Here is a 26,253-nt window from a genome sequence, read left to right as displayed (position 1 = left end):
CGTCCTTAGCGCGTCTTCTAGGACGCGCTAAGGACGCTCTAGAAACCGCGCAAATGCATTGCCCAGAAGAACAGCGGTATCGCGGCTATCGCAGTCCCCAGAACAAGTGCAACACTGGTCTTGAAGATGCGGATGCGCCGAACCTTAGTCCCATTCCAATCGTAAACCATCGTCTTACTCCCACAAGACAACCCTTACTTAACTGTCGCGGCGCAATCGTTACGCCGGAAATTCCTTTGTCAAGCGATAACTTGCTTTTATGCACAATATACAAGCAGATTCAATACAGGCATATTCAAACAGGATTATGAAGGTGGTGCGGGCGACGGGGGTCGAACCCGTACAGCCAAGGCCGAGGGATTTTAAGTCCCTTGCGTCTACCAGTTTCGCCACGCCCGCTTGCGGCATTTTCAATATCTTGCGTCATGGGCGATGGGAAGAGCCGCGAGGCGTAAAAATCATGCCTGTTTTGCCGGCAGCACCGACGAATGATCGGCGAGGCATTCCCTCCCGAAAGCCCTCGCCGATGAAGGCTGCCCAGACTGTCGTGGGAAAAAACAGAAAAGGCGCGGCGAGCCCCATGCCCGCCGCGCCTTTATCATTCCAGCGTCAAAGATCAGGCGAGCTTGGCAGCAAGCTTGGCAACGTGGGCGCCCTGGTATTTCGCGCCTTCCAGCTCGATCTCGGAAGGCTGGCGCGAGCCGTCGCCGTTAGTGATGGTGGAGGCGCCGTAGGGCGAGCCGCCCTTGACTTCCTCGGTGCCCATCTGGCCCTGGAAGGCATAAGGCAGGCCGGCAACGACCATGCCCTGGTGCAGGAAGGTCGGGATGAAGCCGAGGATGGTCGATTCCTGGCCGCCGTGCTGGGTGGCCGAAGAGGTGAAGACCGAACCGAGCTTGCCGACGAGTTTGCCCGCGAACCAGAGGCCGCCCGTCTGATCCCAGAAATTGCGCATCTGCGAGGCGACCGTGCCGAAGCGGGTGCCGGCGCCGACGATGATCGCGTCATAGTCCGCCAGTTCGTCGACGGTGGCAATCGGAGCGGCTTGGTCGACCTTGTAATAGGAAGCCTTGGCGACGTCTTCCGGAACCAGTTCCGGAACGCGCTTGACAGTGACCTCGGCACCGGCCGACTTCGCGCCTTCGGCGACCGCATAGGCCATGGTTTCGATATGGCCGTAAGCCGAATAATAAAGGACGAGAACCTTCGCCATCTTCTATCTTCCTTGAAACATCGGGTTGAATTTCGTGCCCGACGCGATTTCTATCAGCGCGTCTGGGCGAACACAGCCCTGCCCTCAAGAACTCAGTGTTCACCACCCGGAGACGAAAATTCGCTTGCGATTTTCATTTCGGCAAAAATGACGCATCGCCCGAATTAAGGAGTTAGCGCATGATGTCGTCCGAAAATCGCCTGCACTTTTCGGCATCATGCTCTGGTGTTTGCAAAGCGAGCGAACGGCGCTACCTATTCACCAGCCTCAGATCACGGAACATCTCATGAGCCAAGACATCGTCGTCACCGCCGCCATGCTCGCCATCGGCGACGAACTTCTCTCCGGCCGCACCAAGGATAAAAATATCGGCCACCTCGCCGATTTGCTGACGCTTTCCGGCATCGACCTCAAGGAAGTGCGCATCGTCGCCGACGACGAGGACGCGATCGTCGAGGCGTTGAACGCGCTTCGCGGCAAATATGATTACGTCTTCACCTCGGGCGGCATCGGGCCGACGCATGACGACATCACCGCCGATGCTATCTCCAAGGCTTTCGGCGTGCCCTGCGAATACGACGAAACAGCAATGACGCTGCTTGCCGAGATGTACCGCCGCCGCGAGATGGAATTCACCGAGGCGCGCCAGCGCATGGCGCGCATGCCACGCGGGGCCGTCCATATTGCCAATCCGGTCTCGACGGCTCCTGGCTTCATCATCGGCAATGTCCATGTCATGGCCGGCGTGCCGCAGGTGTTCCAGGCGATGGTCGACAATGTGCTGCCGATGCTTCGAACAGGCACGCCGGTGCTTTCGCTCGCTATCGCCTGCCCTTACGGCGAAGGCGAGATCGGCACGCCCTTGACCGCGATCCAGAAGGCACATCCGGACACCAGCATCGGTTCCTACCCGCGCTATATTGGCCAGAAATTTTCGACCGAGATCGTCGTGCGCGGCCGCTCGCAGGCGGCAATCGATGCAGCCGGCGCCGAGGTGCAGGCGATGATCGACGCCATCCGCCAAAGGAAGGACATCGCCGAAAACCATTCCGCCGAGGCTTGAGGGCAACGCCGGAACTCAAGGCCATCCTTGATCCCGATCAAGGAACAGGCGAACGGTCCGGCGCACTCCTTCCCTCGCGCAAGCCATTTCAGCGCAAGGAGAATTGATATGTCTTACAAAACCATTCTCGCCATTCTCGATACATCCGACAATAGTTCTGCGGTTGCCGATTTCGCCTTTGCCATCGCCGCCGAAAGCGGCGCCCATGTGATCGGCCTGCATGCCGAAATCATCTCCGCCGTGCCGCTGGTCGCGCCGATGGAAATTCCCGATCCCGTTGCCGTGCAGGCGCTGCAGGACATGGCGCACAGTGAAACGATTGCGGTTGAGCGCATCTTCAGGGCCAAAGCGGAGGCATCCGGCGCCTCCTTCGAATGGCGCAGCTTTGCCACATCAACCGGATACGGCTCCGCCCCGCTGATCGAAAGTGCGCGCAGCGCCGACCTCCTGATCGCCTCGCAGGCCGACCCGGCCAAACCTTCCGACAGCCACGTCGACGTCGACAGTTTCCTTTTCGAAACCGGCCGGCCGGTGCTGATAATCCCCTATATCATCCGCCAGCCGAAGCAGATCAAGCGCGTGCTGATCGCCTGGAACGGCTCGAAGGAGGCGGCGCGCGCGACCTTCGACGCACTGCCGATCCTCAAAGCCGCCGACGAGGTGGAGATCTTTTCGGTCGATCCGGCCGACACGGCGCTGCAATCGCCGCTGACCGCTGGCGCCGACATCGCCGCGACGCTGGCACGTCATGGCGTGAAGGCGACGCTTTCGACGGCCCAGAGTGTGGATAAGAGCGCATCGCATGTCATCGAGAACCGGCTTTCGGACAGCAGCATCGATCTTCTCGTCATGGGCGCCTATACGCATTCCTGGCTCTGGCAGATGATCTTCGGCGGCACGACGAAGACCCTGCTGCAATCGATGACGGCGCTGACCCTGTTATCGCGTTGATTGGCTGCTCTTGCCTTTTGCCGGCAAATCCCGCTAATTGCGGCGACCGATGACAGCTTCGAGCCTCGGCCCCATCTCGCGCAGTTCCGGCTGCGCGATTTGCGTTTTGCCAATCGCCGCTTCAAGCCCATCCGGTCGCCGGCAAACGGCGTGTCGTTTTTTCATGCCGCGGAGCAGCCCAATGTCCCTTCCCGATAAAGCCTTTCCCGTTTCCTGGGATCAGTTCCACCGCGATGCGCGCGCCCTTGCCTGGCGGCTTGCCGGCTTGAATCAGACGTTCAAGGCGATCGTCTGCATCACCCGCGGCGGCCTCGTTCCGGCTGCGATCATCTCGCGCGAGCTGAACATCCGGCTGATCGAGACCGTCTGCGTCGCTTCCTATCATGACTATGTGAACCAGGGCGACATGGTGCTGCTCAAGGGAATCGCGCCCGAACTTATGGAGAATGGCGGCGAAACCGTGCTGGTCGTCGACGATCTGACCGATACCGGCAAGACCGCCGCACAGGTGCGCACCATGCTGCCGAAGGCACATTTCGCCTGCGTCTACGCCAAGCCGAAGGGCGTGCCGACCGTCGACACTTTCATCACCGAGGTCAGCCAGGATACCTGGATCTACTTCCCCTGGGACATGGGCTTCACCTATCAGGAGCCGATCGCCAAGGGCGCAGGCTGATCGCCACCGATCACGGCGCGCACCCCTCGTATTTACCACTTGAAATTGTTCCAGATTTTGTCAGCGAGGTTTCCTGAATCCGCTATCGGGATCTGCACATCTATTTTATCTTTTACTCATAGACTGCTGTCTAATTCCTTCAATCGGAATCGATTCAAGGATGAAATTATGCAGCAATTCAAAGTGATACAGCGTCCTTTGCGGCTCTCGAAAAGACGCGCGGCGCTGCAGGGCGTGCGAATCGTGTCAAATTGCGCTTAAAGCGTGCAACGATCGATACGGTACAAGGAAACAAGATGGCGCGGTGGGGGCATGTAAGAGCGGTTGTGACTGCCGGGCTGGCGGCCTTTCTGTTGCCGCTGGCGCCTGTCCGCGCTGAACCTGCCTATATTCCCCTCGTGCGGGACTATGTCGAGAAGCGGATCCGGCCAATAGTGGAAACGCCATTGGTGCTGAAAGCCATTGCCGAGCAGAACGCGAAATTCGGCGATGTCAGCGAAATGGATATGCGGGTGCTCGACGAGACCTACCGGTCGGAGGTCGATCAGCACCACCTGCATATGGTCAAGCTGCTGCTCGACAAATCCGTGTCGCATTACCTGAAAGCCAAGCAGGACGCCTCGCAGGGCGCGATCATCGAATTTTTCGTCACCGACAGCCACGGGCTGAATGTCGGGCAGAGCACCATCACCGCCGACTATTGGCAGGGCGACGAGGAGAAATATCTCAGAACCTTCGCCAACAGCTCCCGGGAGATCTTCATCGACCGGGCCGAACGCAACGACTCCACCCAGAATCTGGAAACGCAGGCGAGCTTCGTCGTGATGGACGAAGAGAACAGGCCGATTGGCGTCGCCATCGTCACCATCGCCATCGATGCGCTTTAAAGCTCTTATTGCACCGGCGAATCGCCATGCGCATTTGGGCCGGAAATGCCATCACAAGATTTGCCGCAGGACGCTTTTTTGCCGTTCAGACCTTTTCCTTAGCCGGCAACTCCTGCAAGCCATTGTAATATCAGCGCTCCCCGGCTTTCCCCAATCTCCACAGGCGCATCCACAACATGTTGTGGTTAGCAATCAATTAAAAGCCAGCCCTTGACGGAATCAGCTGTTTCAAACTTTACTGATCCTGATGTTGCGGCGGCGACAGGACCGGAGGTAACGAGCCCGGTTCCCTTTTGAAAATTAGGACGCGGAATCAGGGCGATGGACCGGGAACGGTTCATGCCCGACAGGATTTCTGCGAGGTTTTCAGCCTCCAAAAAAAGTGACATTGGGACTGGCGATAATAAGCTGTTAATACTATATTTAGTGTTTGCAGCCACCATCACCACAAGATACAGGAAGATCATCTCCGGATGACACCCCTGTCACGATACGGAAACGAGACTGGCTGCGCGACGACAAAGTGCCGCCGGATAGGAATTTTGCGCCGAGGTCGCGGGGACCGGGCGCCAACACGAGGTCAAGACCATGCGCATCGAACGTCGTTTCACAAAGGCCGGCCAAGGCGCCTATGCGGATATCGAATTCCGCAAGGCGACGAGCGAGATCAAGAACCCCGACGGTTCGATCGTGTTCCGCCTCGAGAACATCGACGTTCCCGCGCAGTTCTCCCAGGTCGCGACCGACGTTCTGGCGCAGAAGTATTTCCGCAAGGCCGGCGTTCCCACCCGGCTGAAGAAGGTCGAGGAAAACGATGTTCCTTCTTTCCTGTGGCGCTCCGTTCCCGACGATGCTGCGCTGAAGACCCTGTCTAAGGACGAGCAGACCGGCTCCGAAATCGATGCGCGCCAGGTCTTCGACCGTCTTGCCGGCACCTGGACCTATTGGGGCTGGAAGGGCGGATATTTCTCCTCCGAGGAAGATGCCTCGGCCTTCAAAGACGAGCTTGCCTATATGCTCGCCACCCAGCGCGTCGCCCCGAACTCGCCGCAGTGGTTCAACACCGGCCTGCACTGGGCCTATGGCATTGACGGCCCCGGCCAAGGCCATTTCTACGTCGATCCCTTCACCGGCAAGCTGACCAAGTCGAAGTCGGCCTACGAACACCCGCAGCCGCATGCTTGCTTCATCCAGTCTGTCGAGGACGATCTCGTCAACGAAGGCGGCATCATGGACCTCTGGGTGCGTGAAGCGCGCCTGTTCAAATACGGCTCCGGCACCGGCTCCAATTTCTCGATGCTGCGTGGCGAAGGCGAAAAGCTTTCCGGCGGCGGCCGCTCCTCCGGCCTAATGAGCTTCCTGAAGATCGGCGACCGCGCCGCCGGCGCCATCAAATCGGGCGGCACGACGCGCCGCGCCGCCAAGATGGTGGTCGTCGACATCGACCATCCCGATATCGAGGAATACATCAACTGGAAGGTCAAGGAAGAGCAGAAGGTTGCGGCTCTCGTGACCGGCTCGAAGGTTGTCGCCAAGCATCTGAAGGCGATCATGAAGGCCTGCTTCAATTGCGAAGGCGGCGACAACGGCGATTGCTACGACCCCACCAAGAACCCTGCCCTGAAGCGCGAAATTCGCGCCGCCAAAAAGGACCAGGTTCCCGAGAACTATGTCCAGCGCGTCATCCAGTTCGCCCGCCAGGGCTACAAGGATCTCCAATTCAAGACCTACGACACGGATTGGGATTCCGAAGCCTACCTCACGGTATCCGGCCAGAACTCCAACAATTCCGTCTCGATCAAGGACGACTTCCTGCGCGCCGTCGAGAATGATGGCGAATGGAACCTGACCGCCCGCAAGGACGGCAGGGTGATGAAGACGCTGAAGGCCCGCGATCTCTGGGAAACCATTTCCTACGCTGCATGGGCTTCGGCCGATCCGGGCATCCATTTCAACACGACGATGAACGACTGGCACACCTCGCCGGCCGGCGGTCCGATCCGCGGCTCGAACCCGTGCTCGGAATACATGTTCCTCGACGACACGGCCTGCAACCTTGCCTCGCTGAACCTGCTGCAGTTCAAGGACAAGGCGACCAAGCGCATCAACATCGCCGATTACGAACATGCGGTTCGCCTGTGGACCGTCGTGCTCGAAGTCTCGGTGATGATGGCGCAGTTCCCTTCGAAGCGCATTGCCGAACTCTCCTACGAATACCGCACGCTCGGCCTCGGCTACGCCAATATCGGCGGCCTGCTGATGTCATCAGGAATTCCCTACGACTCCACTGAGGCCCGCGCCATTGCCGGCTCGCTGACCGCGATCATGACCGGCATCTGCTATGCGACCTCGGCCGAAATGGCCGCCGAGCTCGGGCCGTTCCCGAACTTCGCGCCGAACCGCGAGAGCATGCTCAAGGTCATTCGCAACCATCGCCGTGCGGCGTATGGCGAGAGCTCCGGCTATGAGGCGCTGTCGATCAACCCGGTCGCGCTGATCCATTCGGAAAACCCGGACCAGGATCTCGTCGCTCACGCCAAATCGGCCTGGGACAAGGCGCTCGAGCTTGGTGAACAGCATGGCTACCGCAATGCGCAGGTCTCGGTCATCGCGCCCACCGGCACGATCGGTCTCGTCATGGATTGCGACACGACAGGCATCGAGCCCGACTTCGCCCTCGTCAAGTTCAAGAAGCTCGCCGGCGGCGGCTACTTCAAGATCATCAACCGCGCCGTGCCCGACGCGCTGCGCACGCTCGGCTATTCGGAAAGCCAGATCGCCGAGATCGAGGCCTATGCCGTCGGCCACGGCAACCTGAACCAGGCGCCGGCTGTCAATCCGTCGACGCTGAAGGCCAAGGGCTTCACCGACGAGAAGGTGGAAGCCGTCAACGCCGCGCTGAAGAGCGCCTTCGACATCAAGTTCGTCTTCAACCAGTGGACGCTCGGCGCCGACTTCCTGAAGGAGACGCTGAAGGTTTCCGACGAACAGCTCGCCGACATGAGCTTCAGCCTGCTCGACCATATCGGCTTCTCGAAGAAGGACATCGAAGCCGCCAACATCCATGTCTGCGGTGCGATGACGCTGGAAGGCGCGCCCTTCCTCAAGGCGGAACACCTGCCGGTCTTCGATTGCGCCAATCCCTGCGGCAAGATCGGCAAGCGCTATCTCTCGGTGGAAAGCCACATCCGCATGATGGCGGCGGCCCAGCCGTTCATCTCCGGCGCGATTTCCAAGACGATCAACATGCCGAACGAGGCGACCGTCGAGGATTGCAAGAACGCCTACATGCTGTCCTGGAAGCTTGGTCTCAAGGCCAACGCGCTCTATCGCGACGGCTCGAAGCTGTCGCAGCCGCTCAACTCCTCGCTGATCGAGGACGAGGACGACGAGGATGCGCTGGAGGAACTGCTGCAGGCGCCGCTGGCCGCCCAGGCCGTCACCGTCACCGAGAAAATCATCGAACGGGTGATCGAACGCGTTTCGCGCGAACGCGAGAAGCTGCCGAACCGCCGCCAGGGCTATACCCAGAAGGCCGCCGTCGGCGGACATAAGGTCTATCTGCGCACCGGCGAATTCGGCGACGGCCGCATCGGCGAGATCTTCATCGACATGCACAAGGAAGGTGCCGCCTTCCGTGCGATGATGAACAATTTCGCCATCGCCATCTCGCTCGGCCTGCAATATGGCGTGCCGCTCGAGGAATATGTCGAGGCCTTCACCTTCACCAAGTTCGAGCCGGCCGGCATGGTCATAGGCAATGACGCGATCAAGAACGCCACCTCGATCCTCGACTATGTCTTCCGTGAGCTTGCCGTTTCCTATCTCGGCCGCCACGATCTCGCGCATGTCGATACGTCGGACTTCTCGAACACGGCGCTTGGCAAGGGCATCCAGGAGGGCAAGACCAACCTACTCTCCACCGGCTGGACCCGCGGCTACAAGCCAACGCTGGTGTCCGGCACCGGCGGCGAACGCCAGGCAGGCGAACCCAAGGGTGCGGCGACCGCCGCCCCTGCCCGCGCCGCCTCCACCGGCACCGTGACTGCCTTTGCCGGAAGTGCTGCCCGCAAGCTGGAGCCGACGATTGCCGTCTCCACCTCCGAAATCGTCGCCTTCAAGCGCGACTACGAGGAGCGCGCCAAGGAACTGGCCGAGGAGATCGCCGAAGAGGTAACCGAGGAACTCACCAGCGACGCGACAGCCCTGTTCTCCGACAAGGCGGCAGCCGACGCGGCAACGGCGAAATCCGAAGCCAAGAAGCGGGAAGCCGAACGCCGCCAGCGCTCGATCATGCAGGGCTATACCGGCAACATGTGCTCGGAGTGCCAGAACTTCACGATGGTGCGGAATGGCACTTGCGAGAAGTGCGACACGTGTGGTGCTACGAGCGGGTGCAGCTGAGTAGGCTTGCCTACTCTTCGCTTCTGAAAAAGATCGTGGGAGGTCCGGGCAACCGGGCCTCTCATACTTTCATAAACAAATATTGAAGTTGGAACTTTGAGGCCCCTTCAGCTTCGCGGCCGAAGGGAGCCAGCAACAGCCGATCATCGTACCGGTCGATACGTTCGTTCTTCCTCAGGCTTAATGTAGGATTTTCGACTGCTGGGGCAATCTCGCCGGATCCCGCTGGCCTCGCTTTAGCCGGCCTCCGGCCTTCGTTTAAAAGGGAAGAAAGTCGAACAGGCGCTTGCTCAACCTCGCCGCCCAAGACGGCTTCACGGTTCCGGCAATAAACGGCGGGCCGGACGATGGCGCCAGCGGCGATTGATAGAACCGGTTGAGCATCGCGTCGCAGACGTAGTGCCCCCAGTTCGTTAAATGCTCCGTCTCTTTCGCGCCCAGAAAATGGAGATAGGTGCCGACCTCCGAGGGAACGACCGATGACGGCGGCAGCGTGTAGGACGCGTAGGGCTTGAGCTCGACGCCCTTGCTGTCGATCGACCAATAGACGCCGCGTGTTCTTGCGCGCAGAGCCGATTTCGCGAGATCGTCGAGGCCAAGCTGATCGGCCTGTTTTGCAGCCTTGAAGCCGCCGATCAGGTCTCGGCGCCGCAACGACCGCACCTGATTGTCGGTGGTATCGAGAACGCGCTTGAGCTGGGAGAGATAGTTCCAGTATCCGTGGGTCGAGGAGCGCCAGGGCGCTCCGGCATCGCTGACGAGCAGGCAATCGCAGCGTTTCAGCGCCGGCTCGATGCCGTGATTGTCATAGACGCCGCCGTCGCTCAATATCGCCCTGCCCGGAGCAACCGGTTCGCCAACGCTGTCGTCGAGCTTTTCCCTCTTCCAGGAAAACTGCGACAGGTCCAATCGCAGCGGCGACAGCACCGGCGGGAATGCCGCCGAAGCGGCAACCGCGGTCGCAAGCGAAAGCGCGGGATGAAACGACACCCCGATCCTGTAGTCCGCGAGATAGCGGTTCGACATCCGGAAGAGCGAACCGGTGCTGAGATTGCTGGAGCAAAATACGAACCAGGGCGATCTCGGAAGATCGCTCAGGCTTGGTGATTTTCCGTCGAAGAGATGCCGCTCGTAGAGTTTCGCGGCTTCCTCCGCCGCGCTCGAGAAGGGGTTGAACACGCCCTTCAGGAAGCTCGGCCCATCCGCGAATAGCTGACTGAAGGCCAGAATGCGATCGAGGTATTCGGTCTTGAAGTTGACGGCGACCTCGTTCTCGAAGACCAGCCGTGGCCACAGACAGGCCAGCAGGCCGGATGCGATCGATCCGCCCGAGACCGACGAGATCATATCGAGTTTCGCCAGAAGACCGGCCTCGTTGAGCCTGGCAAGCGATCCCGCATGGAAAAGCATGGCCCGATAGCCGCCGCCCGAAAGGCAAAGGCCGAGTTGGTAGCGCTCGGCCGGCTTGTCGGGTTCGTTAGAACCCGGCAGGACGGTGTTCGATCGGGAATGTTCGTTTTCCGACATGCTCGGCCTCACTCAGGAATCTGAGTTTCCCAACATTTCTTCCGCCGGGCAAACCAACGGTCGCTCGCCTTTGGGCCTGTGTGCTACTTACTCGTATATCGGCGGGAGTTGGCATCGCATTTGTGCCACTCCCAGTTTATTCCGGCTTCGTCCTTATGGCCATAACACCAGTCGGCGCGATTGAGCAGCGGGCCGAGTTCGTCGCGCCGTTTGCATGCTCGTAGCGTCTCGGGCCCCTCGCGATCGACACTCGTGCGGCAGATATCGTCCAGGCCTGTCCACTGATGGATCAACCGATCCGGTGCCTTGGCCCCCTTGTCCGTGGCGATCACCTTTCCAGTCTCGGACTCGATCTGCAGAGAGGCCGTGTTCCACACGAAAGAGAATTCCGCCATCCCGGCGGACGTCTTACCCGTGTCCCTGTTTCCGGCAGACCATTCGACAATTCCCGACATTTCGCATTTTCCGGCACAGCTGGCAGTCACGGAGCCCGGCTTGACGCTGTAGATGCGCTCCGGCCAGCGTTGGGCGAAGGCTGCCTTTTCCTTCAGGACGGCGTCTTTGTCGACCGAGTTTCCGAAGAAGGAGACCTCGTCGGCATAGACGCCCTTCATAAAGGCCAACGCCGAGGCACTGTCTTTCGACCATTCGTCATTGTATCGGTTGACGAAATCAACCGCCTCCGTGGTCAGGTCGCCGGGCTCGGAGGCGGCCACCTCCTCGGAAGCGCTGGGGTCTGACGGCATGTCGGCGGGTGTTGCGCTCTCCTGCGGTGCGGCGCCTGGCGGGGGCGGCGCGCTTTCCTGTGCCGAGGGCATATCCTCGGGCGTATTGATGTTCCAGTCTCGCATTTCCGCAGCGGTGAGATACCGTATATCGGTGCTGTCGATCGACAGGCTGAGCTGCAGCAGATTGGGGCTTACCCCCATGTCGGTGAGGTAGCCGATGATCTCGCCGGTCATCAATTGAACGGTCGAGACTGCCAATTTGTTGTCCATGGGGACATCGTCGGATAGGGAAATCCGATGCACGCCGATGGAGCCCGGCTCAGCGAACCTTTCGACGCCACCGACGAAGGCAAAGGCGCAAGCCGATGCACATTCCAAGGCTCTGATCTGGAGCGTTCTTGCATTCAGTGCGCGGATGGCGCGGCCGAACCTGATCGCGGTGACCACGTTTCCGCCGGGCGAGTCAAAGCTGATGTAGTCCGCTTGGTACTGCGTGTATTCGTCGACAAGCTGCGTTGGATCGTCGGAGAATTCAAACACGCCCTTTATCACCAGGCCGCGCTCCCCCGGCGCGCCGTCGAGACGTTGGTAGGAAATTGCCGCATGCCCCTCTCCGGCCAGGGCGACGAACGCCAGCAGCAGCGATATCAACGAGAGGGATTTCCGCATTCTTCTCCAGCCTTCGAGCACGTATTTCTCCTGTCGTCACTCGCAGCATATCTTGCGCACGTATGTATTGCCGGGGGCAATCATCGAATGCTTTGCGATGAGCTCGTCAGCCTTCAAATGCGACTAAGCCCGTGGCAATCACGGGTGCGAAGATCGACAGCTTTGACGAGAACATTTCAGACATACCCCAACAGCATATAATCAATGCACAAGGGCCAATCTTCTTGGCAAGCAGCACAATCAGAGGTGATGATACAAGGTAAACGGCGGCTCCTCGCCGCGATCGTGAGGTCCCTGTCCACGCGATCCGATACGTGCCGGCAATTGATGCGAGAGTTGTAGGAAAGGCAGTGAGTCTTCGGATTTTGTCCCGGCTGGTCTGCCGCTACGGTTTCACCCGGTCGGGATGCGCCGCCTGGAAGGCCGGCAGTTCGGCGCAACTGCTATCGATGTCGACGATGCGCTGGAAAGGTGTCAACTCAACGCCCCAGCGGCGGGCGTTGTAGACCTGAGGAACAAGACAGAGGTCCGCCATCGTCGGCGTATCTCCAAAGCTGAACGTGCCATCGGCTTTGCCGATCATGGCTTCCAGTTTGCGCAGCCCGTCGGCGATGAAATGTTTCATCCATTCCTCGCGAGCATCGGCCTTCTCGGTCATGGTCATGAGATGCGACACGACATGCAAGTTGCAGATCGGATGGATGTCCATGGCGACCACATATGCGAGGGCGCGGACTTTCTGGCGATCGGCAATGTCAGGTGGCAGCAATCCGCATTCCGGCTGAAGCTCGGCCAGATATTCGATGATTGCCAGCGACTGGGTCAGTGTTTTCCCGTCGATCACCAATGTCGGCACCAGCCCCTGCGGGTTGAGGGCCAGATATTCCGGCGTCCTGTGCGCGCCCTCCAACAGGTTGATGGGGACTGTCTGATAATCGACGCCCAAGAGATTGAGCGCGATGCGGACGCGATAGCTCGCCGATGATCTCCAGTAGTCGTAAAGGACGACCTCGTTCATTGCGGGTCGGCCCCTTGGTATTTTTCGACCGTCTGCTCGATCGCCCCGAAGATCGAATGGCCGGCCTTATCCTTCATCTCTATGCGGATTTGATCCCCGAACTTCATTAAGGGGGTCTTCGGCGATCCGGTCTCGATGGCCTCGATCATCCTCAGTTCGGCAATGCAGGAGTAGCCGTTTCCTCCCTCTTCCACCGGTTTGCCCGGACCGCCGTCCAGCTTGTTGGACACCGTTCCCGAGCCGATGATCGTTCCGGCCGCGAGATTGCGGGTTTTGGCGGCATGGGCGATCAACTGGCCAAAATCGAAGGTCATGTCGATGCCGGCGTTGGCTTTGCCGAATGGCTTGCCGTTCAGGCTGACGAGCAGCGGGAGATGCAGCTTGCCACCGTCCCAGGCATCTCCGAGCTCGTCCGGCGTCACCGCGACCGGAGAAAATGCCGATGCCGGCTTCGACTGGAAGAAGCCAAATCCCTTTGCCAGTTCGCCCGGGATCAGACCGCGCAGCGACACGTCGTTGACGAGCATCACCAGTCGGATCGCGCCGCGCGCCGCTTCCGGGCTGGAGCCCATGGCGACGTCGCCGGTAATGACTGCGACCTCGCCCTCCATGTCGATCCCGTAAGCCTCGTCGGCCACCAAGATCGGGTCGCGCGGCGCGAGGAAAGCGTCCGAGCCGCCTTGATAGATCAGCGGATCGGTCCAGAAGCTTGCTGGCATCTCGGCGCCACGCGCCTTGCGCACCAGTTCGACATGGTTGACGTAGGCGGAGCCGTCGGCCCATTGGTAGGCTCGCGGCAAAGGTGACGTCGCGTCATGTTCGTGAAACCGGATCGTTGGCTGAGCGCCCGTCTCGACGCCTTCGGCAATGAGCGCGAGCCTCGGAGCCACATGCTCCCAGTCGTCGAGTGCTGCCTGCAGGGTGCGGGCGATATGACCGACCTCGGAACAGCGGGTCAGGTCGCGGGAAACGACGACGAGCCGGCCGTCCCGCGTGGAGTCTTTTAACGTTGCAAGTTTCATGTCCGAAATTCCGTGCCGGAGGATGACTTCACTTGATGCATCACTTGATACCGGGGGTTCCGTCGAACTTGCGTTCCAGGCCGTCCCAGCATTCCAGGTAATTATCCTGCAGCGTTTCGAGCTCGGCTGCATATTTCGTCAGTTGCTGCGGGTACCGGGTCTCGAACATGAAGGCCATGGTGTGATCGAGCTTCACGGGTTTGAGCTCGGTATTGGATGCCTTTTCGAAGGCGAGCGCGTCCGGCCCGTGGGGAAGCATCATGTTGTGCAGGCTCATGCCACCCGGCACGAAGCCCTCCTCCTTGGCGTCATATTGGCCATGGATCAGGCCCATGAACTCGCTCATGATGTTGCGGTGGTACCAGGGCGGACGGAACGTGTGCTCGGCAACCAGCCAGCGCGGCGGAAAGATCACGAAATCGACATTCGCCGTACCCGCATCTTCGGTCGGCGCGGTCAGCACCGAAAAGATCGACGGATCGGGATGATCGAAGCGGATCGCTCCAACAGGAGAAAATGTCCGCAGGTCGTATTTGAACGGGGCGTAGTTGCCGTGCCAGGCCACCACATCCAGCGGCGAGTGGCCGATGTCGGTAACATAGAATTTTCCGCACCACTTCACATGGACGCGGCAGGGCGTTTCCTTATCCTCGAAAGCGGCGACGGGTGTCTTGAAGTCGCGCGGATTTGCCAGGCAGTTGGCGCCGATCGGGCCGCGGTCCGGCAGCGTGAATTTCGCGCCGTAGTTCTCGCATATATAGCCACGCCAGACCGTCTGCTCGCCGCCCTTCAGAATCTTGAACATCATGCCGCGCGGGATCAGGCATATTTCCAGGGGCTCGACATCCATGATGCCCATTTCGGTGAAGACTCTGATGGCGCCGAGCTGCGGCACGATCAGCAATTCACCATCGGCATTGAAGAAGTAGTTGTCGACCATGTCCTGATTGAAGACGTAGGCATGGGCTGACATCCCCACCTGGGTGATGGCATCGCCTGCCGTCGTGATCGTCCGCACTCCCTCGAGAAAGGTCAGCTTCTCCGTGGGTGCGGGGATGGGATCCCAGCGAAGCTGGCCGAGAGGCAGCGAATGTTCGTCGAGACATGGCGCGGTTTTCCAGAGGGGATAGGACGCGTTGGAGAAGCGGCGGGTGTGGCGCACGCTCGGGCGGATGCGGTAAAGCCAGGACCTTTCGTTGGTCCCGCGCGGCGCGGTGAACGGCGAGCCGGAAAGCTGCTCCGCATAGAGACCATAGTTGCACTTCTGCGGGCTGTTCTGGCCCTGCGGCAAGGCGCCGGGGAGCGACTCGGTTTCGAAGTCATTGCCGAACCCTGGCATATATTTCAGCGTGTTTGCCGTCGCGGCTTCACCATCCGACGTCTGGATCGATGTCTGGTCCATGCTCACTCCTCCCCGAAAACTCCAGCGCCGCGCGTCTGAAAGATGCGCGGCACTAGTGAGTTTACTCCGCTGCAGTCCCGATGACACCACGCTTGATCTGATCGGCCTCGATCGACTCGAAAAGAGCCCGGAAATTGCCTTCACCGAAACCTTCGTCGCCCTTGCGCTGGATGAATTCGAAGAAGATCGGGCCGATGACGGTCTTGGAGAAGATCTGCAGCAGGATTTTCGTCATGCCGCCATTCACCACACCTTCGCCATCGATGAGGATGCCGTGCTTCTTCATGCGTTCGACAGGTTCACTATGGCCGTTCACGCGTTCATAGGACATGTCGTAATAGGTCTCCGGCGGACCCGGCATGAAGCGCAGGCCGTTGTCGGCAAGCCTGTCGGTGGCGTCGTAAATATCCTCCGTTCCAACGGCAATGTGCTGGATGCCCTCACCCTTGTACTTCTTCAGATATTCCTCGATCTGGCTGGTGTCGTCCTTCGATTCATTCAGCGGAATGCGGATTTTCCCGCAGGGCGAGGTGATGGCGCGGCTCACCAGACCGGTGATGCGCCCATCGATATCGAAGAAGTGGATCTGCTTGAAATTGAACAGGTTGCGGTAAAAATTCCACCACTTGTCCATATTGCCGCGGAAGACGTTGTGGGTGAGATGGTCGAGATAGTAGAAACCGATCCCGTCGGGCCGCGGGTTGCGCTCGCCTAGCCAATCGAACTCGGCATCGTAAACCGATCCCTTTGCCCCATAGGTCTCGACGAAATAGAGCAGCGAGCCGCCAATGCCGACAATCGCCGGGACGTCGAGCGTCTTGTCGTCCCCTTCATAGGGAACAGCGCCTTTTGACACCGCTTGGTCGAAGGCGTGCTTGGCGTCGACGACGCGCCAGGCCATCGATGGGGCGCAGGGACCATGATTTGCGACGAAACGCGCGGCATGACTGCTGGGTTCGGCGTTCAGGACATAGTTGATATCACCCTGGCGCCAGACGGTGATGTCTTTCGTCTTGTGCTTGGCGACCGCAACATAGCCCATGCGTGTGAAGAGCTCGCGCAGCGTCTCGGGCTCAGGATGGGCGAACTCGACGAATTCGAAGCCGTCGGTGCCGGCCGGATTGTCGGCGGTGATTTCCGAGGGCGGCGCATCATGCGGGAAAGGACCCATTTTCTTTCCTCCAGAGGAGATTGCATTTGATATGCAAAGTGTGGCCCAAAACGCGTGCAAAGTTCTTGCATTCTTTATGCTTCAGGAGGAGATTATGCACGATCCGTGAGTGTTTTGGAGATTTGGTGCAATGGATGAGCCGCTCGATAAATTGGATTTGCGTCTGCTCCAGGAACTTCAAAAAGACGGCAGGCTGACGAACAACGAATTGGGCGAGCGGATTGCGCTTTCACCGTCGCAATGCTCGCGCCGGCGCACGAGACTGGAGGCTGAAGGATATATCCGCAGCTACCGCGCCTACCTCGATCGGCAGAAGCTTGGTCTCGATATGCTGGTGGTCATCTCCGTGACGCTTGCGACCCATAATAGAGACAATGCCCGCCGATTTTCGCAGCTGATCAACGGGTTGCCGGAAGTTCTCGAAGCCTATGCGCTAACCGGTGAAATGGATTATCACCTGACGGTCGCGACCCGCGGCCTCGCCGACCTCTCCAAATTCGTCAACGACGTGCTGTTGCCCCACGAGTCGGTGCAGCACGTGAAGACATCAATTGTCCTCGACACGCTGAAGACATTCGAGGGCTTTCCGGTGACGATGCCGGGCCATTGACATGGCGACAGCGCGACAATGATGCCGACGGCATCGCCCTGCGCAGATATCTTAATCAGATCGGCAGTTCGGTCGAGAATTTCAGCTCGCGCAGCACAAAGCTCGAGACCACCGTGCGCACATGCGGGTTGCGCATGAGATAGCGGGTCATGAAGGCTTCGTAGCTTTCCACGTCGCTTGCCCTTATCTTCAGCATGTAATCGAAGGCGCCTGACAGGGCGTAGCATTCCATGATCTCCGGCCGCTCCAGTACCACCGAAGCGAAAGATGCGACCGCCTCTTCGTGGTGATCCTCCAGCGTCACATGCGCGATGACGCAGAGCTTGAGATCGAGTTTTCCAGGATCGAGCAGCGTCACGCGCTTGCGGATGACGCCGTCGGCTTCCAGCTCTTGGATCTTCCGCCATGCCGAACTTTGCGACATGCCGGCCTTTTCCGCCAGGTCGGCCAGCGAAAGGCTGCCGTCGGCCTGGACAAGCTGCAGAAGCTTGCGGCGGAAATTCCCAGGTTCTTTCATTTTCTGCGTCGCTTCCGAGAATATTTGCCATCACTATGGCAATTTCCGGCACGAAAGAAAAGAAAATCCAGCTGAGACGGGGGATAATTGGAGGAATATCGCCGCATCTGGGAGGATGAGCTTATGACCAAAGAAAGCAGCTACACCGCCAAATTACCCGGCCCGGACGGTCTCTATGACTACACCCCGGATGAAGATGCGATCTGGGGCGAACTTTATCGGCGTCAGATGAAGCTGCTCGCGGATACCGCCTGCCGCGAATATCTGGACGGCGTCAAAATGCTGGGGCTGAAGCCGGGTAAGGTGCCTCAGCTTCTCGACGTGAACAGACGCCTGAATGAGACAACCGGCTTCGGCGTCGAAGGCGTGCCGGCGCTCATTGCGCCCTCGCGCTTTTATGAGCTTCTGTCGCAAGGCAAATTCCCGCTCGCAACCTTCCTGCGCCGTCGCGAGCATATCGACTATATCGAGGAACCGGATCTGTTCCACGAGGTCTTCGGCCACTGCCCCATGCTGACCAACCAGAGCTATGCCAATTTCGTCCGGCATTTCGGCGAAACGGCCGTCCGCCTCGGCAAGGGCTATTCATGGCACCTGTTCCGGATCTTCTGGTTCACCGTCGAATTCGGCCTGATCAATACGCCGCAAGGTCGCCGCTGCTTCGGTGCGGGCATCGTCTCATCGCCCAGCGAAGCGAAGGCAGCAATGGAAGGCAAGGCGTGCGAATTCCGGCCGTTCGATCTGCTGAGCGTGCTGAGGACGCCCTACCGGATCGATATCCTCCAGCCAATCTACTATGTCATCGACAGCTTCGCCGATCTGGAAGCGATCGTGGAGCAGGATATCGAGGCCACCATCCTCAAGGCAAAATCACTGGGTGATTTCGCCCCCGCTTTCGAAGCCAAGGCTTCGTGAACCCCGATGATAGGGCGTTTTGCCTCGCCGCGGTGCGGCGAGGCAACAGTCTTGCGAGCACTATTGCATGACCGCCGCGAACCGCATCCACTTGGCGATCGAGTCGATCGGTGAGTTGTCCGGCATCTTGAGAGGGCTCTGACTGGGCGTGAACCCACGCGAAAGAGCCGAGTCCGGATCCGCAAGCAGCACGCCCACGAAGGTCGACGCCACGAGACAGCTCCCGACTTCGCCCAATCGATTTCCGCCTGCAGCCTCGGCTTCGGCCAGAATGTAGAACCAGAGCGGTGTACGTTCGTGGAAACGCGATGCAGTGCCGGCGAGGAAGTTCTTCAGATCGGGCTTCGCGGCGAACAATGCTGAAACATCTTGGATCGGCGAGGACTGCACCGCGCCAGTCTGGTTGAGATGCTTGTGTAAAGCCTGACCCGTCGGGAGCCTGAGATTGTAGCCCCGACGAAGGTTCCGCCTTGCCAGGTTCTTGAACAACTCCTTGAGCTGTTGGTCGGCCTGGTCTTCGCCTTCCTTGAACAGCGTATGCAATGGCGGAGCAAGTTCCGTATCGATCCTCCTGGCAAGCCGGGCCGGCTCCCCATCGCTCGCATCATGGGGATCGGCTCCCGTAAAGCGCGTCCAGTCGATTATCCAATTCTTGGGCAGCTTCTTCTCGTCATCCAGCCTGCCGCCGCCGCCGGTGAACTCGAAAAGCAACCTCAAGGTGGCGCGCGGTAGAATACCTGTGCCCGGCCGCCCAAAGTTCTTGTTGTAGTCATAGAAGGTTCTGACCATGGAATGACCGAACCGATAGGCTGCGGTGGAGAACTCCAACGGCAGAGCATTGCCGAGCCGGGTATTCTGCCTCCGGGCATCGAACTCGGCTCTGAATTTGAAGAAATGAGATGCCCGATCCTTGACGACGCGGTCCACCACAACCGGATCGCAAACGCCCTTGAGATATCCTTCTACAATCAACCATTGGTAATGGAGTCTTGTCAGAGCCTGCGCTGAGCTGAAATCGGCGATCCAGCCCGTATCATGCGATGCAAGATAGTCGACGGCCTTGTTATGGAACCGGAGAAAGCTCAGATGGAACTGCGCGACGACGAGATTTTCATCGTTGCGATTATCCCCGATTATCGCCCGCTGGGGCAAGCTATCGGAGAATTTCTGAAACGCCTCGGGAGTCATCGCCGCCTGAGCCAGACGTAAAGCCGCCTCCCGGACAGACGACTGGACCTGGCCATAACGAGGAAGGTCGCGATGTTCGTCGAGGTTGTCTGGAAGCGGCCCCGGATCGACGGCTGTCCCGACACGCATTTTGTTTGTCAGCGTCGGGTGGCGAAGGCCGGAGATCACTTTGACAACATCTGCATCGATCCCCTCGCCGACGGCAGATCCGCCGTAGACACTATCCAGATCGAAGCGGGGCGAGCGAGCATTCCTGAACTGACTCTCCACTGTCGACGAGGCGACAGGCGGGTGTGCGTTGACCATGCTCGAGATCGCCCCTTCGCGATCAGTTCGGGCCGTCAGCTCGTGATCCAGGAATTGTCCCCAATATGTGAAGACAGGCGGGAGCGTGGAATCTTCCGTCGGATCCTCGCTCGTCGGCGTCGCGACAACATCGATCATCATTTCGCCGAGCTCATCGAGCTCCCCAAGCGTTTCCGCCGTGTTGGGAAGGTAATTCTCTGGCGCATCTAATGGCGGTACGAAATAACCGAAGTCAGCTTCTTCATCGACCGCGACGTCACCCGTCGCTGGCCGCCCGGCCCGAATGCTCGGCCCTGGAACTGCGCGCTCTTTCTCCGCACCCCCGTGCGATTGAAAAACGATTGCCATTGGCAACACCCTCCGTTTTCCAGCCCGCGGGATAATTCATACACCTAGAACGCGAAGTCAACTAATCATATTGGGCTATTATTCATCTTAAAGTTGGTAAATTATCGGTAAAGCTCAGTCGATGTCTGTGCGGATTCAGCGCACTCGTTTTTTGCGCATCGTATTCCCTGCCCCGCGGTTGGCGCCTCGCTATAAGCGGTGCCATTGCCGGTATCGCCGGCGCTTTTCGCGGCAAGTCCGTTATTGCACGGCAGTATCGATAATCGGACAGAGCCGCCTCAGGCACAAAAATAGCGAGGAAATACAATGGGGAGGAGATGTAGAAGTATAGGTTACCTGAAAAGCAATGAAACGCCGGCGAACGACCGCTAGAATTTTCATTTGCCAACTCAACAATAAGATGTATATTTGCCGCCGAGATTTCGGCCAGGGGAAGTACATCCCGAAATCGACCTACAAGGTACAATTTATTATGCTTGCCTGCCGAACGCTCCAATTTTCGGTTGGCGAAGCTTTGTGTTCTCGCGGCAAGTCAGCGGAAAAAACATCCAGTCAATCCGCATCGATCTACCTGCGGGGCCGCCGCTGTCCCGACCGCGAGTTTCGGTTCGATTAACGGGTATGCCGCACCGAGCTTGCGGCTTTTGTATTGCTTTCAAACCGTGAAAAATGGGGAGAGTTGGTATCATGGCGAAATCAACGCGAGGCAGGGTCAACGCACCGGGCGACGGCACATCGGGTCTTGGCATGGTGGTGCGATTTACACCCAAAGCAAGGAGCGAGGGTGTACAGCAACTCGAAAAAGGTGGCTTCCGTGTCGCGTCGTCCAAAGATTTTCGCAGCGCCGTGGCGGTGCCAAATGATTTCGATAGCGCTGATGTTCAGTACTTCGAACGTTTCGGAATCGCAATTGTGCGCCGGGACGGCGAGAGACTGAAGCCCATGTTGCAAAATGCCATGCAGCGGAAGGTCGTCAGCGCGGCTCGGCCGGAGCGATCCTATCGTGCCCTCGGCGGCCCGCTGACGAAGCGGCTAGACCTCGCACAGGCAACGGTGGGCGGCGTTGCAACCCCTTTGGACCGTGATTACCTGCTCGGCTATCGTGACGCCGTGAACGAACTGGTCGATCGCTTATTGGGCAAAAAGGGGGCAGAGGGGCTTGTCGCCCGGGCCGCCTTTGACGAGACCGGCAACACCTGGGGACTGCAGGCTGTCAGGGCTATCGAAGGTGAGCTGAGCGGGGCCGGCATCAAGGTAGCAGTACTGGACACCGGATTTGACGAAACTCATCAGGATTTTGTCGGCCGTTCAGTCACCAAGAAGCTCTTTGCAACACGTAGTTCCGAAGGCGACGTTCACGGTCACGGAACGCATTGCATCGGTACGGCATGCGGTCCATTACGACCGACCAGCGGCCCACGTTACGGCGTTGCCTATGAGGCGGAAATCTATGCTGGAAAGGTGCTGGGCGACGATGGCTTCGGTACCGACCGGTCGATCATTGCCGGCATGGAATGGGCGCTGGATGAAGGTTGCCATGTTATTTCGATGTCGTTAGGCGCTGCAACGCAAATTGGAGATGCGCCAAGTGACGACTACGAGCAAATTGGGCAGGTATGTTTAGATGCGGGAACTTTAGTTGTTGCCGCCGCTGGGAACGAAAGTACTCGTCCTCAACAGATTAATCCAGTTGGTTCTCCGGCCAACGCGTCCACGATCCTGGGAGTCAGCGCCGTGGATCGCTCCTTCGCGCCGGCATCGTTCTCATGCGGCGGTTTGAATCCTGGTCAGGAAGTGGACATTGCCGCTCCTGGCGTCGATATATTTTCGAGCTTGCCCGATGACAAGTATGACCGGTGGGATGGCACCAGCATGGCGACCCCACATGTTGCCGGCGTTGCGGCTCTTATTGCTCAGTCTGATCCGAAGTTTCGCGGATGGGCGCTATGGGCGCGCTTGATTCAGCTTACAAAGCCTCTATCTTCCTCTGCTAGGGATGTTGGCAAGGGCCTGCTCCAGGCAAGAGGAAGCGGCGAGGTATGACGACCGATAAGATTGAAGTTACCATTCGGATCGACAAAAACGAGGCCCGCAGTTTGGGAGAGGTCGTCGGCGACTTGAAGTCGCAAGGCCTCGAACAGGTGCAAAGCCACGAGCGCTTCATGATTGTCAACGGCACTGTCAATCCTGATGCGCTCGATGCGCTTCGCGCGGTAAAGGGAGTCGCTTCAGTTCGGCAAGATGCTGCATACAAGACTCAAGCAAACTGATCATGCAGGCGGCACGGCCTATGCGCAGGCGCTGAGCAGGAAGTCGTCAGTGAGAAGCAGAGAAGAGTGGGATTTTCAATATCTTCCCCCTCATTTCGGCGTGGCTGAACTTCGATTGACGAAGTCCACCACGACCCCTGGCTTGACCATAGCCGCCAACTCTTCGGCATCCCAGTTCGTCAGCCGCACGCAGCCATGCGATCCCACCTTGTCGATGAGCTTCGGCTCCGGTGTCCCATGTATCCCATAGGTGGGCTCGGTCAGGTCGATCCAGACCGTGCCAACAGGACCGTTCGGCCCTTTCGGGATCGTCAGGACCTTGTCGTTCTTTCCCTGCTTGAAGTTGCGCTTCGGGTCATATCTGTAGACCGGCATCCGTGCGACGCCCTTAACCTTGTGCTTGCCTGACGGCGCCGGATTGTCTTCGCTTCCAATCGTTGCGGGATAGACTGCAAGCAGCGATCCATCCGCGGCATAGGCGAGCACCTGCCCCGTCTTCCTGTCAGCCTCGATCCTCTTGACCTTTCCTTCCCTTGGAGGACCGGGGTTCACAACCCACACCGTGTCGCCAGGAGCAAACTGTGAAGCCGGGTTGAGCGCATGCACGAGATCGATCCCCATGTGGAACCGCTCGGATAGCTTCTCCGCAACGCTCGTATATCCCAAGCTCCGCATCTTTGCCTTCTCGCCATAGTCTTCAGGGATCTCGTCAACGAGACCCGCGGCATCCTCTGCCGAGACGACATAACTCTCAACGATAGGAGCATTGCCTTCCAGGCGGGAGGCGACCTCAGGATCCAGCCTCCCGTCGACAGGCAGATTGTTCATCGCCTCGAAGCCGGCCACGGCCTTGTCGACGTTTTCGCCGGCGAGGCCATCGATCACGCCGGGAGACGATCCTGCGAGGTCGAGCAGAACCTGAAGACGGACGATCGCCGGGTCAGGATCTCCCGGCCCAGATTTCTCAGTCCCGATGGACGCAATCGACACGGTATTGATGTCTTCGGGTCGGAGTTCCCGCGCGGCGGCACCGCCAACGGAGAAGGCCAGAGCGAGCAGCGACATCGGCAGAGCTGTTTTCATGGACGACAAATGGCCGGCGGCGCAACTTGTTCCAGTGCAAACAGAGCCAGGCGGGTGTTCACGATGATTTCAATGTCCAGCCTCAGCAAATTCAGTACAACGGCCATTCGATCCGAAGGAGCTCGTGAATGCCGCGCGAGAGCGTCAATGACCTGATGGCTTTTCTGGCGGTCGCCCGAGAGAAGAGCTTTACGCGAGCAGCTGCGAAACTGGGCGTGTCTCAATCGGCGCTCAGCCACGTTGTCCGCCAGCTCGAGACGCGGCTCGGAATCCGGCTGCTGACCCGTACCACGCGGGCCGTTTCGCTCACCGACGCCGGAGAGCGGTTGTTCCAAGGCGTGGGGCCTCATTTCGACGAGATCGAGGCGCAACTTGAAACCCTCACCGAATTCAGGGAAAAGCCGGCCGGGAATCTCCGCATCACGGCATCAGACCACGCAATAAGGTGGATCATCTGGCCGAAACTCCAGCGCTTCCTGCCGAACAACCCTGACATCAAGGTGGAGCTGATACGCGAAAACGGGCTGTCTGACATCGTGACCGAGCGCGTCGACGGCGGCGTCCGGATGGGGGAGCAGGTGGCGAAAGACATGATCTCGACACGCATCGGGCCTGATTTCCCTTTTGCCGTCGTCGGCGCACCCTCATATTTCGAGGGCAAGGGGGTTCCGGAGCATCCGCAGGACCTCGTCCGCCACAACTGTATCAACGAGCGCCTGCCCACATATGGCGGCTTCTGGGCATGGGAGTTCGAAGACAACGGGAAAGAGATCAGGATCAGGGTCGAGGGACAGCTTGCCTTTAATAACTCCTATCAGAGTGTGGAAGCCGCACTCGACGGACTTGGCCTGGCATACGTACCGGAAGACGTCGCGCTACCTCATATCGCGGAAGGCCGTCTGAGACGCGTGCTGGAAGCCTTTTCCCCACACTGGGATGGCTACCATCTCTACTATCCCAGCAGAAGGCAATCCTCTCCGGCTTTCGTGGCGCTCGTCGACGCCTTGCGCCATCGAGCCTGACGATGTTCATCCTCTTTTTTACGGCGCCCTTAAGGAAAACGCTGACGCGCAGGGATCGCTTCCGGTGAGGCGCTAATTTGGCCGCCCGCTGGTGACCCTCTCAGTGAACTGTCTTCGACCGCTTCTCGGCATGCGAAATGTCATCGAGCGTGGCCATAAGCTTTTCGAATTCGTTCAAGACACGATTGAACTCGGCGTCCTGCATGTTGGCGATTTCGGATATGGCGGAGGACACGGACGCGATCAGCCTGTCGATCCAAACGCAGCGCTCGGCCGGCACATGTCCGAGAACTTCCCGCCGATGCGTCTTCAGCTCGCGGAGGATGCGAACGATAAGGGCTCCCCGGTCCGCCCGGCTCAAGAGCGGAAGCCTTGTCTGTGCCTGCTGGATTGCCGTTATCAGCGCCGTCGCCATCCCCGCTCTCCAAGCTCTGAATACAACCACGTATCACAACCGTAGCGTTTGCAACACGGACTTTAGTCCGACTGACCAGGTGGTGCAATCGGGTCCGCACCGTGCGACCACATCAGCTACTCGTCGCAACGAGATCCGACATGTCACAGCTACGCCGCGGTCCTTCCCATGGTTGATATGTATTGTCTTGCGGCCGATACGATCTGTAGCGAGCGGCGCACCGGGCTGCCGCCTGTGCATTCACTTTCGTGCCGACGCCTTCATCGGCCCCGGCGACAATCCGCTGGAACGGCGAAATGCACTCGCGGGTCCCGCCGCTATAGGATCGATAGCTGTTGGTCGCGGGATCGAAAGAGCGGTAGCGGTCCGCACACCAGGCAAGATGCTCGACTGAAAATTCTGGCTGGGGTGGCTGAAGTTTAGTCGGCGGGCGAGCGGAATCCGGCCTCGCCCTTGCGGTGATGACGGCCGATGCCTCGGTGACATAGCTGGAATAGAGAGGTGGAATTCGTTCATAGCGCTGCTGCCGAGGATCGACTTTTACTGGCGTCGTCGTCCAGAGATCGCGCGCAGCAAGGTCCCCGAAGGCATGAGGTTCAGAATCTGCCACGACATGGGAGGCGACAGATGCGGCAGCCATGCAGGCCCCGACCGAGCTTAAGATTCCAAAAGCGACGGATGCGATGGCTTTCATTGTCCCAACCCCTGCTGTTGAGCCTGTGGAACCCAGACACGGCCGGCACTACTGCTATGTCGGTCGCCGGTAACGACAAGCACGGCGAGAATACCGGCCATTGCCAGCAGGATGACGATCAGCGGCAAGACCAGACCGCCGGATTTCTCTTCAG

At 59.1% G+C, this 26,253-nt stretch carries 24 protein-coding genes and 1 tRNA gene; 11 read left to right on the top strand and 14 right to left on the bottom strand.

What is annotated here, in order from left to right; all coding sequences use genetic code 11:
* A partial coding sequence (locus tag HX899_RS34855; protein ID WP_210273756.1) for a hypothetical protein occupies nt 1–311 on the top strand: 311 nt, incomplete at its 5' end.
* A gap of 3 nt (nt 312–314) precedes the next feature.
* Here HX899_RS34855 and HX899_RS12940 read toward each other — a convergent pair.
* A tRNA-Leu gene (locus tag HX899_RS12940) sits at nt 315–399 on the bottom strand.
* Between the two features lie 217 nt (nt 400–616).
* Nucleotides 617–1,213 (bottom strand): NAD(P)H:quinone oxidoreductase type IV, encoded by a 597-nt coding sequence (gene wrbA / locus HX899_RS12935; protein ID WP_003538774.1) that lies wholly within the window; start codon nt 1,211–1,213, stop codon nt 617–619.
* A 286-nt stretch (nt 1,214–1,499) separates the two neighbouring features.
* On the opposite strand from wrbA, the gene HX899_RS12930 reads away from it, so the two are divergent.
* The 4 genes from HX899_RS12930 (at nt 1,500) to HX899_RS12915 (ending at nt 4,790) form a co-directional block, all read left to right on the top strand.
* Nucleotides 1,500–2,276, top strand: a complete 777-nt coding sequence (locus HX899_RS12930) for a competence/damage-inducible protein A (RefSeq protein WP_138329943.1) — start codon at nt 1,500–1,502, stop codon at nt 2,274–2,276.
* 108 nt (nt 2,277–2,384) lie between these two features.
* Nucleotides 2,385–3,227 carry a universal stress protein gene (locus HX899_RS12925; protein ID WP_181292608.1) on the top strand — a complete coding sequence of 281 codons (843 nt, stop codon included), beginning with the start codon at nt 2,385–2,387 and terminating at the stop codon, nt 3,225–3,227.
* Between the two features lie 181 nt (nt 3,228–3,408).
* Nucleotides 3,409–3,903, top strand: a complete 495-nt coding sequence (gpt, locus tag HX899_RS12920; RefSeq protein ID WP_138329947.1) for a xanthine phosphoribosyltransferase — start codon at nt 3,409–3,411, stop codon at nt 3,901–3,903.
* Between the two features lie 296 nt (nt 3,904–4,199).
* Nucleotides 4,200–4,790, top strand: coding sequence for a hypothetical protein (locus HX899_RS12915; protein ID WP_138390870.1), 591 nt, complete (start codon nt 4,200–4,202; stop codon nt 4,788–4,790).
* A gap of 185 nt (nt 4,791–4,975) precedes the next feature.
* Here HX899_RS12915 and HX899_RS12910 read toward each other — a convergent pair whose 3' ends face one another.
* A complete protein-coding gene (locus HX899_RS12910) occupies nt 4,976–5,257 on the bottom strand; it encodes a hypothetical protein (RefSeq protein WP_173862929.1) in 282 nt (93 codons plus the stop codon).
* Between the two features lie 121 nt (nt 5,258–5,378).
* On the opposite strand from HX899_RS12910, the gene HX899_RS12905 reads away from it, so the two are divergent.
* The gene (locus tag HX899_RS12905) at nt 5,379–9,194 is read left to right on the top strand and encodes a vitamin B12-dependent ribonucleotide reductase (RefSeq protein WP_181292607.1); all 3,816 of its coding nucleotides are present in this window, start codon (nt 5,379–5,381) and stop codon (nt 9,192–9,194) included.
* A gap of 258 nt (nt 9,195–9,452) precedes the next feature.
* Here the strand turns inward: HX899_RS12905 and HX899_RS12900 are convergent, their stop codons facing one another.
* The 6 genes from HX899_RS12900 to hppD form a co-directional block, all read right to left on the bottom strand.
* Complete coding sequence (locus HX899_RS12900; RefSeq protein ID WP_181292606.1) at nt 9,453–10,721, bottom strand: patatin-like phospholipase family protein; 1,269 nt, start codon at nt 10,719–10,721, stop codon at nt 9,453–9,455.
* Nucleotides 10,722–10,804: 83 nt separating this feature from the next.
* Nucleotides 10,805–12,139: a hypothetical protein gene (locus tag HX899_RS12895; RefSeq protein WP_181292605.1), complete on the bottom strand. Its 1,335-nt coding sequence runs from the start codon at nt 12,137–12,139 to the stop codon at nt 10,805–10,807.
* A 364-nt stretch (nt 12,140–12,503) separates the two neighbouring features.
* Nucleotides 12,504–13,136: a maleylacetoacetate isomerase gene (gene maiA, locus HX899_RS12890; protein WP_181292604.1), complete on the bottom strand. Its 633-nt coding sequence runs from the start codon at nt 13,134–13,136 to the stop codon at nt 12,504–12,506.
* The gene (locus HX899_RS12885; RefSeq protein WP_181292603.1) at nt 13,133–14,158 is read right to left on the bottom strand and encodes a fumarylacetoacetate hydrolase family protein; all 1,026 of its coding nucleotides are present in this window, start codon (nt 14,156–14,158) and stop codon (nt 13,133–13,135) included. The genes maiA and HX899_RS12885 overlap by 4 nt, the downstream gene beginning before the upstream one ends.
* Nucleotides 14,159–14,198: 40 nt before the next feature.
* Nucleotides 14,199–15,560, bottom strand: a complete 1,362-nt coding sequence (gene hmgA / locus HX899_RS12880) for a homogentisate 1,2-dioxygenase (RefSeq protein WP_181292602.1) — start codon at nt 15,558–15,560, stop codon at nt 14,199–14,201.
* Between the two features lie 61 nt (nt 15,561–15,621).
* Complete coding sequence (gene hppD / locus HX899_RS12875) at nt 15,622–16,731, bottom strand: 4-hydroxyphenylpyruvate dioxygenase (RefSeq protein WP_181292601.1); 1,110 nt, start codon at nt 16,729–16,731, stop codon at nt 15,622–15,624.
* Between the two features lie 130 nt (nt 16,732–16,861).
* Here hppD and HX899_RS12870 point away from each other — a divergent pair, with 130 nt between their 5' ends.
* Nucleotides 16,862–17,341: an Lrp/AsnC family transcriptional regulator gene (locus tag HX899_RS12870; protein WP_138329966.1), complete on the top strand. Its 480-nt coding sequence runs from the start codon at nt 16,862–16,864 to the stop codon at nt 17,339–17,341.
* A 55-nt stretch (nt 17,342–17,396) separates the two neighbouring features.
* Here HX899_RS12870 and HX899_RS12865 read toward each other — a convergent pair whose 3' ends face one another.
* Nucleotides 17,397–17,858: an Lrp/AsnC family transcriptional regulator gene (locus tag HX899_RS12865; protein WP_131663815.1), complete on the bottom strand. Its 462-nt coding sequence runs from the start codon at nt 17,856–17,858 to the stop codon at nt 17,397–17,399.
* 123 nt (nt 17,859–17,981) lie between these two features.
* Here HX899_RS12865 and HX899_RS12860 point away from each other — a divergent pair, with 123 nt between their 5' ends.
* Nucleotides 17,982–18,773 (top strand): phenylalanine 4-monooxygenase, encoded by a 792-nt coding sequence (locus HX899_RS12860; RefSeq protein ID WP_180194329.1) that lies wholly within the window; start codon nt 17,982–17,984, stop codon nt 18,771–18,773.
* A 60-nt stretch (nt 18,774–18,833) separates the two neighbouring features.
* Here HX899_RS12860 and HX899_RS12855 read toward each other — a convergent pair whose 3' ends face one another.
* A complete protein-coding gene (locus HX899_RS12855; protein WP_138329970.1) occupies nt 18,834–20,615 on the bottom strand; it encodes a heme peroxidase family protein in 1,782 nt (593 codons plus the stop codon).
* Nucleotides 20,616–21,302: 687 nt separating this feature from the next.
* Here HX899_RS12855 and HX899_RS12850 point away from each other — a divergent pair.
* A complete protein-coding gene (locus HX899_RS12850; protein WP_181292600.1) occupies nt 21,303–22,658 on the top strand; it encodes a S8 family serine peptidase in 1,356 nt (451 codons plus the stop codon).
* Nucleotides 22,655–22,885, top strand: coding sequence for a hypothetical protein (locus HX899_RS12845; RefSeq protein WP_017960086.1), 231 nt, complete (start codon nt 22,655–22,657; stop codon nt 22,883–22,885). The genes HX899_RS12850 and HX899_RS12845 overlap by 4 nt, the downstream gene beginning before the upstream one ends.
* 90 nt (nt 22,886–22,975) lie before the next feature.
* Here the strand turns inward: HX899_RS12845 and HX899_RS12840 are convergent, their stop codons facing one another.
* A complete protein-coding gene (locus HX899_RS12840) occupies nt 22,976–23,977 on the bottom strand; it encodes a L,D-transpeptidase (RefSeq protein ID WP_181292599.1) in 1,002 nt (333 codons plus the stop codon).
* Between the two features lie 119 nt (nt 23,978–24,096).
* Here HX899_RS12840 and HX899_RS12835 point away from each other — a divergent pair, with 119 nt between their 5' ends.
* Complete coding sequence (locus tag HX899_RS12835) at nt 24,097–24,990, top strand: LysR family transcriptional regulator (protein WP_181292598.1); 894 nt, start codon at nt 24,097–24,099, stop codon at nt 24,988–24,990.
* A gap of 100 nt (nt 24,991–25,090) precedes the next feature.
* Here HX899_RS12835 and HX899_RS12830 read toward each other — a convergent pair whose 3' ends face one another.
* Nucleotides 25,091–25,405: a hypothetical protein gene (locus HX899_RS12830; RefSeq protein ID WP_138329977.1), complete on the bottom strand. Its 315-nt coding sequence runs from the start codon at nt 25,403–25,405 to the stop codon at nt 25,091–25,093.
* A 112-nt stretch (nt 25,406–25,517) separates the two neighbouring features.
* Nucleotides 25,518–26,099: a BA14K family protein gene (locus HX899_RS12825; protein WP_181292597.1), complete on the bottom strand. Its 582-nt coding sequence runs from the start codon at nt 26,097–26,099 to the stop codon at nt 25,518–25,520.
* Between the last annotated feature and the right edge of the window lie 154 nt (nt 26,100–26,253).

This window comes from Rhizobium sp. WYCCWR 11146 (assembly GCF_013591995.1).
In the GTDB taxonomy this organism is placed as follows: Bacteria; Pseudomonadota; Alphaproteobacteria; order Rhizobiales; family Rhizobiaceae; genus Rhizobium; species Rhizobium indicum.
Note: the sequence above shows the minus strand (reverse complement) of the source record. Positions and strands in the feature narration are given on the sequence as shown.